Source organism: Limnohabitans curvus (genome assembly GCF_003063475.1).
GTDB classification, from domain to species: Bacteria; Pseudomonadota; Gammaproteobacteria; order Burkholderiales; family Burkholderiaceae_C; genus Limnohabitans; species Limnohabitans curvus.
Genome location: NZ_NESP01000001.1, coordinates 2,861,766 through 2,870,433, shown reverse-complemented (window position 1 = coordinate 2,870,433; position 8,668 = coordinate 2,861,766). Strand labels below are relative to the sequence as shown.

General features: G+C 57.7%; 6 protein-coding genes. 3 read left to right on the top strand and 3 right to left on the bottom strand.

Annotation, left to right across the window (positions count from 1 at the left end):
* From B9Z44_RS15220 to B9Z44_RS14265, 3 genes are all read left to right on the top strand, one after another.
* On the top strand, positions 1–3,160 hold a 3,160-nt coding region (locus B9Z44_RS15220; protein ID WP_170108507.1), incomplete at its 5' end, for a beta strand repeat-containing protein.
* 34 nt (positions 3,161–3,194) lie between these two features.
* Complete coding sequence (locus tag B9Z44_RS14270) at positions 3,195–3,713, top strand: hypothetical protein (RefSeq protein WP_108402744.1); 519 nt, start codon at positions 3,195–3,197, stop codon at positions 3,711–3,713.
* 11 nt (positions 3,714–3,724) lie between these two features.
* Positions 3,725–4,555 (top strand): hypothetical protein, encoded by an 831-nt coding sequence (locus tag B9Z44_RS14265; RefSeq protein ID WP_170108506.1) that lies wholly within the window; start codon positions 3,725–3,727, stop codon positions 4,553–4,555.
* Between the two features lie 5 nt (positions 4,556–4,560).
* Here B9Z44_RS14265 and B9Z44_RS14260 read toward each other — a convergent pair whose 3' ends face one another.
* The 3 genes from B9Z44_RS14260 to dapE are packed head-to-tail and all read right to left on the bottom strand — an operon-like array spanning position 4,561 to position 8,668.
* Positions 4,561–6,588 carry an ABC-F family ATP-binding cassette domain-containing protein gene (locus B9Z44_RS14260; RefSeq protein ID WP_108402743.1) on the bottom strand — a complete coding sequence of 676 codons (2,028 nt, stop codon included), beginning with the start codon at positions 6,586–6,588 and terminating at the stop codon, positions 4,561–4,563.
* The gene (gene prmB, locus B9Z44_RS14255) at positions 6,585–7,493 is read right to left on the bottom strand and encodes a 50S ribosomal protein L3 N(5)-glutamine methyltransferase (protein ID WP_108402742.1); all 909 of its coding nucleotides are present in this window, start codon (positions 7,491–7,493) and stop codon (positions 6,585–6,587) included. The genes B9Z44_RS14260 and prmB overlap by 4 nt, the downstream gene beginning before the upstream one ends.
* Positions 7,490–8,668: a succinyl-diaminopimelate desuccinylase gene (dapE, locus tag B9Z44_RS14250; protein ID WP_108402741.1), complete on the bottom strand. Its 1,179-nt coding sequence runs from the start codon at positions 8,666–8,668 to the stop codon at positions 7,490–7,492. The genes prmB and dapE overlap by 4 nt, the downstream gene beginning before the upstream one ends.

Sequence of the window (8,668 nt, the reverse complement as noted above, 5' to 3'; positions counted from 1 at the left end):
GGTGCTGGGTCACACAACGACCATCAACGCCTTGGGTGTGAACTTTGACCGCACGATCACAGCCGCTGCACAAAGCTTGGGCTTGACGGTCAACAACCTAGGCACCACCACCTTCAAGGGCGATGTAGACATTGGTTGGTTAGAGACAGACGGTGGCGGGACTTCAACTAACCAAGTGAACATCAACACAGCCAGCATCAAGAGCACTGGCATGCAGCACTATGGCGAGCGCGTGTCCTTGACGAGCGCGGTACCTGTGACTTTGACCGGTGCAGGTGTGACGTTTGCTGACACCCTCGATGGCCCACAAGCCTTGACGATTGAAGACTCAGGCGTGACGACGTTCACCAAAGAAGTGGGACAGGGCACGGCCTTGGCTAGCTTGACGATCAAGGACAACGGTGGCGTGCATGGCACGGTGCATATCGATGGTGGTGAAGTGACCACGACAGGCGCGCAAAGTTACGGTAACGCCGTGGTGTTGGGTCACACAACGACCATCAACGCCTTGGGTGTGAACTTTGACCGCACGATCACAGCCGCTGCACAAAGCTTGGGCTTGACGGTCAACAACCTAGGCACCACCACCTTCAAGGGCGATGTAGACATTGGTTGGTTAGAGACAGACGGTGGCGGGACTTCAACTAACCAAGTGAACATCAACACAGCCAGCATCAAGACCTCAGGCACGCAGCACTATGGCGAGCGTGTGTCGTTGACCAGCCCAGTGGTCACTTTGAGTGCTACATCAGTTACGTTTGATCGCCCTGTGGATGGGCAAAGCTTGATCGTTGACGCAATTGCCAAGATCAACGGCGGTGGCGTGACGACAACTGGTTTACAAACCTACAGCGATCAGATGATTTTGGGGGATGACACTACGTTGACGTCAACCACGGACACCTTGACTTTCCGAAGCATCACCGATGGTGCTTCGACTTCCACATCGACTCCGATACCCGTGTTCAATCTGAATTTGAAATCAGCCACGGCATTGACCTTGGGTGATGTCGATCTTGGCGGTCAGCTGCAGCTGACCACGCAAACGGGTGGTGTGTCACAACGTGCCAACACCCGTCTGAACATCGGTGGCGCTGCAACCCTGACTGCCGATGCAGGCACACACCAAGTGGCCGCGCTGACCAACGCCAACAACACCTTCACCGGTCTGCTGACCTTCAATCAAATCAACAGCGGTTCATGGGCCGATGTGTCGGTGACGACAGATGCACCATTGACCTTAGGACCGTTGCAAAGTGGTGGCTCAGTCAATTTGCAAACACAAGGTGCATTGACCACCAACACGATCAGCACATCCGGTAGCTTGACGGTGAACAGCCATGGCGGTGCGGTGTCTGTGGGGGCCAGCACTGTGTCTGGCAGCATGAGCGTGCAAACGGGTGGCGGTGCGATGGCGCAGACCGGACAGTTTGTGGTGACAGGTAACACCTCGGTCACCGCAGGCACAGGCACCATCACGTTGTTGAATGCACTCAATAACTTTGGTGGGTCATTGGCATTGCAAGGCACATCCACCTCGGTGGCGACCAGCGGTAATTTGCAATTGGCCAATGTGACCAACACCGGCCCCATGACCTTGCTCGCACCCAGAGGTTCGATTGACCTAGGCACGGCATTCATCACGGGGGGCGACTTGACTTTGCAAAGCCGTGACAACATGAACCTAGGCGGGGCCAACATCACGGGCAGCTTGAACATGAGCAGCACGACTGGCACGGTGTCGTTTGGACAAGCCACGGTGACGGGCAGTTTGACAGCGACAACACAGGGCCAGCAAGTGGACCTGGGTGCTGCCAATGTGGGCGGTAATTTGTCGGTGCAAACCAACGGCGGCAGCATCGTGCAAAGCACAACGCCCAACTCTGCTCTGCAAGTCACAGGCACCAGCACGCTGAATGCAGGCACGGGCAACGTAACCCTGCCCAATATGCCTAACCAATTTGGTGGTGCGGTCAGTTTGCAGGCGAACAACGTGCAGCTGGTGGGCAGCAATGGTTTGATCTTGGGCAACAGCACCGTTAGCGGCAACCTGAATGTGACCGCGGCCACAGGCAACGTCACACAAAGTGCGCCACTGACAGTGATGGGCACCAGCACCATCACCGCCACACGCGGTGATGTGGTGCTTGCCCAAGCCAACACCTTTGTACAGCCCGTGGCTGTGAATGCAGTCAACGTCAATCTGCATTCGACCTCGGCTTTGACCTTGGGGGCGAGCACCGTGACAGGCAATTTGATGGCCACGGTGGACCAAGGTGATTTGACGCAAACAGCCCCACTGACCGTGGGTGGCAAGACAGACCTGATCACCACCACAGGCAACGTGGCGTTGACCAACGCGGCCAACAGCTTTGCCGATCTTGTGTCGGTGGATACCGCTGGCACGCTCAAACTCACCAGCGGCGGCGCCTTGACTCTGGGTCAAGTGAAAACAGTGGGAGACACCGATCTCAAGAGCAACGGCAAACTCGATTTGGGCACATCGGTTTTTGGTGCCAAGGTGAATGCCAACAGCGGCGGTTTTGACATTGTGCAAACCGGCCCCATCAAAGTAGGCGGTAACTCAAACTTTGAAGCGGGCAATGCCAAGATTGATTTGTTCAATCCCAAGAACGCATGGTCGGGTTCCATCCTCTACAAGGGCGGCATCGTGATGATCAACCACCCACAACTGATGAACGCGGTGAATGCCGGTACGTTGGTGGTTCGCGCTGAAACATCAGCGGTGCAGCCCGCCAAAGTGAGTGCGCCGGCAAGCACAGGCAACGCTGCAGCCAATGGTGCATCCTCTGGCACGGCCAACGGTGACAGCGCTGTGTCAGTGTCTGCAACACGCCCAGCATCCAGCAACCAAACGGGCTTGATCACAGTGGCAGTGTCGTCAGAAGCCGCAGCTCCCGGACGCAGCTTCTCGTTCTCAATTGAGTCGCAGGTCCCGGCAGCCGCCGCAACCAACACCGAAGTGCGTGTCACACAAGCAGATGGCAAGCCACTGCCTGAGTGGTTGCGTTACGAGGCCACCACCAAAACTTTTGTGGCGACCACCGTGCCGCCTGGCGCGTTCCCGCTGCAACTGAAAGTGGGCATTGGCGGCGTGGAGACGTTGATGGTCATCAGCGAGAAGCCACCGGGTAAATAAAGACGCGCTTCTTCGTGTCTAGAATTTCACGCTTATGACCGAAGTTTTGTTCGTTTTGTATTTCTTGGTGCTCATCGCCACGCTTGTCGTCAAGACTCCCATCATCAAGGGGCCTTGGCTGTTTTTGCTGCGCGCGTTTTTTCCGAATTGGAAATTTTTTCATGCGGTGGGGCATGTGCCGCATCTGTATGCGCGTTCAGGCGTGCAGCTGGCATCGGGTGAACTGCAGTGGTCCGAGTGGGTGCTGATTTATCCACGCCGCGTACGCCGACTGAGCCATCTCGTGCACAACCCAGACACCAACATGGGTCTAGCCCAGCAAAACATGGTGGACCATTTTTGGGCCGATTTGTATGACTTGCCCGAGGGCGCGGACCCACGCGGTTTGGTCAGCTACAAGATGATGCAACGCCTGTGTGACCAAGTGCTGCGCGCACGTGATGTGAACTTCACACACCGCCAGTTTGAACTGCGCATGGTGCTGGATGGCCGCGCTGAAACTGTGGACACGCAAGTGATGATGACCTCGCCAGTGGAGGCCGCCACATGTTAAGTGCTGCGTTCATGCAGACGTTGATTCACGCTTTGGTCGACGCGCCTACCTTGATGGCCATTCGCGCCACCGAGTTGGTGTTTGCTTGGAGCCTCACGATTCAAACGCTGGAATACTTGCGCATGGGCAAGTACACCGCAGACGATGCGTTTTGGTCTTGGCCCTTGCAACGGGCTGATATTCCTAACGCGCCTGTGCGTGCTTTATTCGATGAGCTGTTCAAGCCGCAGATGCATCAGCTGCATTTGGTGTTGCGCCTTTGTGCGGTGGTTGCGTTGGCAGTGCAGGGCGCCTCGTTGCCGCTGATTGGTTTTTTGTTTGTGGGCAACTTGCTCATCCTCATCCGTTGGCGTGGGGCGTTCAACGGGGGCAGCGACTTCATGACCTTGGTGGTGCTCACGGGCTTGCTCATCTCGCAAGTGGTGGGGGCTTTGGTCAATGTTGAGCTGGGCTGGCAAGCGGGTTTTTGGTACATCGCCATTCAAGCCATCACGTCGTATTTCATGTCGGGTGCTGTGAAGCTGCTGCGCAGTGAATGGCGCAATGGCTCAGCCATGACCATCTTTTTGAACGGTGCCATTTACAGGCCGTTGTCGGCCACACACCCGCTGCGCAACAAGTGGCTGGCCATGCTGGGCTCGTGGGGTTTCATCGTGTGGGAAATTTTGTTTCCCATCAGCTTGGTCGACCCACGACTCGCCGCTGTGTTTTGCGCCGTGGCGGCGCTGTTTCACTTCTTGGTGTTTTGGTTCTTTGGCTTGAACCGATTTTTCTGGGCGTGGCTGTGTGCGTTTCCCGCCATCATTTGGTGCAGCGCGCAGTTCAGTGCGCGCTTCATTTAAATGATTTAAGCCATTGCAGCTTCTATCGCATCCATGGCCTCAGTCAGCTCTAGCCAACGCACTTCTAGCTCGGCCAATTCGTCTTCCACCGCTTTGAGGCGCTTGCCTGCTTCGGCAATTTCAGCAGGGGGCAGAGGTGTGGCAAGTTTGTCGTGCAAGGCCGTCTTTTCAGACTCGAGCGTGGCCATGGTTTTCTCCACGCCATCGAACTCCTTTTTCAACGGACGCTTTTTCTCGTTGATGTCTTTGCGCAGCTGCGCGTCTTCTTTGCGTTGGTCGCGAGAGGCCACCGGCGCAGCAGCTTTCGCTACAGGCGCCGCAACTTCAGCCACCGGCGCCACAACGGCAGGCTTGAGCGCTGCCGCATTGGCAGCCGCCACCGCTTCTGCACGCAAGCGTTTGCCTTCATCGAGCAAGTAGCGTTGGTAGTCGTCCAAGTCGCCGTCAAAGGGCTCCACGCCACCGCGTGACACCATCCAGAACTCATCACACACGGCACGCAACAAAGCGCGGTCATGGCTGACCAGCATCACGGTGCCTTCAAATTCGTTCAGCGCCATGCTCAGCGCTTCGCGGGTGGCGAGGTCCAAGTGGTTGGTCGGCTCGTCCATCAGAAGCAAGTTGGGGCGTTGCCACACCAACATGCACAGCACGAGGCGGGCTTTTTCGCCACCGCTCATGCTGCCTACGGCTTGCTTGACCATGTCGCCGCCAAAGTTGAACTGGCCTAGGAAGCTGCGCAAATCTTGCTCGCGTGTGGCTTGGCCGGCCAGCTTGCCGTCGCTGGTGAGTTTTTTCGCCAACGCAATCATGTGGTCGAGCGGGTTGTCTGCGGGGTGCAACACGTCGAGTTCTTGCTGCGCAAAGTAGCCGATGTTCAGGCCTTTGCCTTCGGTCACTTCGCCGCCCAAGGCACCCAAATCACGCGCAATGGTTTTCACCAGCGTGGATTTACCTTGGCCGTTGGCCCCCAAGATGCCAATGCGCTGGCCCGCCAGCACAGAGCGGCTGACGTTTTGCACGATGACGGTGGGTGGTGTGCCCGCAGGCGCGTCGGCAGGGGCGGGGTAGCCCACGCTCACGCCTTGCATGCTCAGCATGGGGTTGGGCAAGTTGGCAGGTTCTTTGAACTCGAAGCTGAAGTCGGCCTCGGCCAACAACGGCGCAATTTTTTCCATGCGGTCCAAAGCCTTGACGCGGCTTTGCGCTTGCTTGGCTTTGCTGGCCTTGGCCTTGAAGCGTGCAATGAACTTTTGCAAATGCGCGATCTTGTCTTGCTGTTTGGAGAATGCGTTTTGTTGCAGCTCCATTTGCTCGGCGCGCATGTCTTCAAACTTGCTGTAGTTGCCGCCGTAGCGCACCAGCTTGCCGGCATCGATGTGCAGAGTGACGTTGGTCACGGCATCCAAAAATTCGCGGTCATGGCTGATGACCACCATCGTGCCTTCATAGCGCTTGAGCCAAGCTTCCAGCCACACCAAGGCGTCCAAGTCCAAGTGGTTGGTGGGCTCATCCAGCAGCAGCAAGTCAGATGGGCACATCAGCGCACGCGCCAGTTGCAAGCGCATGCGCCAACCGCCGGAGAAGCTGTTCACGGGGTTGTCGAGCTCTGTCGTTTTAAAGCCCAGGCCCAAGATGAGCGCTTGTGCGCGTGACTGCGCATCGTGTTCGCCTGCGTCGTACAAGGCCATGTAGGCGTTGCCCAAACGTTCGCCGTCATCGGTGGCTTCGGCTGCTTTGACTTCGGTACGCGCGTTGTTCAGCACGGTGTCGCCTTCAATCACGAACTCGGTGGCACTTTGCTCGGTCTCGGGCATGTCTTGCGACACTTGGCCCATGCGCCATTGCGTGGGGATATAGAACTCGCCCGTGTCTTCTTGCAAGTTGCCGTTGAGCAACGCAAACAGCGACGATTTCCCCGCACCGTTGCGGCCCACCAAGCCTACTTTTTCACCCGGGTTGAGGGTGACGGTGGCGCCTTCGAGCAACACCTTGGCGCTGCGGCGCAAGGTGACATTTTTAATCGTGATCATTGTGTATTTGCGCCTTCGACAATCGCCTGGCGTGTGAGGAGTAAGACCTGGTCGTCACCAGCACTGGTCGATAGCCACACGACATCTAGGAAAGGAAAGGCTGCTTCAAAGTAATCGCGTTCGTGGCCAATCTCTAGGATCAGAACTGCGTTTTCGCTCATGTGTGCTGGGGCGTCGCGCAGCATTTGGCGAATAAAGTCCATGCCGTCATCGCCACCGGCCAAAGCAAGCGCGGGCTCGGCTTTGAATTCGGCGGGCAACTCGGACATGCTTTGTGCGTTCACATAAGGTGGGTTGCACAGTATCAGATCGAATACACCATCAGCCTTAGCCAAACCATCCGATTCGGCCAACGTCATGCGGCCTTCTAGACCGTGACGTTCGATGTTGATTTGGGCCACAGCCAAGGCGTCTTTGGACAAGTCCAAGCCTTGAACGGTGATGTCTGGATAGGCCAACGCAGCCAAGATGCCAAGGCTGCCGTTGCCAGTGCACAGGTCGAGCACACGCGTGGTGTTGGGGTCTAGCCAAGGATCGATGCTGCCTTCGGCCAAGACCTCCGCAATGAGTGAACGCGGCACGATGGCGCGCTCGTCAATGTAGAACGACACGCCTTGCAGCCACGCCTCTTGCGTGAGGTAAGCCGCGGGCTTGCGGCTGGCAATGCGGTGCTCAATGAAGGCTTGCACACTGGCCACTTGCGTGGCGGGCAGTTCGAGGTTGTGCGCCTCGTCTGACACATCGGTGTCGAGCGGCAAACCCAGCTTCCACAGCACCAGCCAGGCAGCTTCGTCGGCGGCGTTGGTGGTGCCGTGGCCAAAGCTCAAGTTGCCTGCAGTGTGGGCAGCGTCAAGCTGCTGCGCGCTCTGTGCAATGAGCGCGCTGAGTGTGAGAGATGGGTTCATTGTGCGGACGTGTTGGCCGGTGAGGCCAAGCCGTGCAGCTGTTCCAGCACACGGCGATAGATGTTTTTCAGGGGATCCAAATCAGCCACGGCCACAAACTCGTTGATTTTGTGGATGGTGGCGTTGGGCGGGCCGAGCTCAATGACTTGCGGGCAAACTTGCGCAATGAAGCGCCCGTCGCTGGTGCCGCCGGTGGTGGACAGCTCGGTGTCAATGCCGGTTTCGTCGTGGATGGCGCGTTGCACGGCGCCCACCAAATCACCAGGCGTGGTGAGGAAGGGCAGGCCACCGATGGTCCATTTGAGGTCGAAGTCCAAGCTGTGTTTGTGCAGCACCGCGGTCAGGCGCTGTTGCAATTGCTCGGGCGTGGATTCGGTGCAGAAGCGGAAGTTGAAGTCCACCACGCATTCGCCCGGAATGACGTTGCTCGCACCCGTGCCCGCGTGGATGTTGCTCACTTGCCAGCTGGTGGGCGGGAAGAAGTCGTTGCCTTTGTCCCATTCAATTGCCACCAACTCTGCCAACGCGGGGCTGAGCAAATGGATGGGGTTTTTGGCGAGTTGCGGGTAGGCAATGTGGCCTTGCACGCCTTTGACGGTGAGCTTGCCGCTCATGGTGCCGCGTCGGCCGTTTTTGATCATGTCGCCGGTGCGTTCTACCGAGGTGGGTTCGCCCACGATGCACCAGTCGAGTTTTTCGCCACGGGCCTTCAAGGCTTCGCACACTTTGACGGTGCCGTCTAACGCTGGGCCTTCTTCGTCGCTGGTGAGCAAGAAGGCGATGTTGATGGATGGGTCTTTGCACGCAATCGCAAACTCTTCACACGCCACCACCATCGCTGCCAACGACGCTTTCATGTCGCTGGCACCACGGCCAAACAATTTGCCGTCCCGGTGGGTGGGGGTGAAGGGGTCGCTGGTCCATTGGTCGATGGGGCCGGTGGGCACCACATCGGTGTGGCCTGCGAATACCAGTGTTTTGGCGTTTGCCTGTGAGCTGCGCTTGACAGCCCACAGGTTGCTCACGCGAAAGGTGTCTGGCCCGCTGTCGATGCGCTCACACTCAAAACCGATGGGCGCGAGCCGTGCGGTGATGATGTCCAAACAGCCCACGTCCTCGGGTGTGACCGAAGGGCGCGAGATGAGTTGCTCTGTGAGCTGGAGGGTGCGAGACAT